Raw genomic sequence first — 324 nt, forward strand, 5'->3', positions numbered from 1 at the left:
GGCTCAAGCCGAAATTCCGGTGCATGTAATTTTCAGAAAATTGTTAAATTTGCGGTATGAAAACATCGGAAGCATTCTGGATGTTCTTGCCCCAGGGGCTGGACGAACTGTTTGAGATGGTGCGCTTCGAACGTACAGAACAGGCATATGACATATGGCTTGATGAGAAAAAGAAACTCTCTGACGAGGACTACCGTAATCCGAACATAGTCGCGCGAGGTTATACGGAATACGTTACAATACAGGACTATCCGCTTCGAGGTCGCCCCGTATATCTTCACATGCGCAAGAATAAGTGGTGGGACAAGCGGACCAATGAGATAT

The 324-nt window shown here is 46.3% G+C and carries 1 protein-coding gene; it reads left to right on the top strand.

Annotation, left to right across the window (positions count from 1 at the left end):
* Positions 1-56 precede the first annotated feature (56 nt).
* Positions 57-324, top strand: a 268-nt coding sequence (locus QGT73_RS17375) for an ISAon1 family transposase N-terminal region protein (RefSeq protein WP_280123265.1), incomplete at its 3' end; no start/stop codon positions are given.

It is taken from the genome of Duncaniella muricolitica, assembly GCF_910574735.1.
GTDB classification, from domain to species: Bacteria; Bacteroidota; Bacteroidia; order Bacteroidales; family Muribaculaceae; genus Duncaniella; species Duncaniella muricolitica.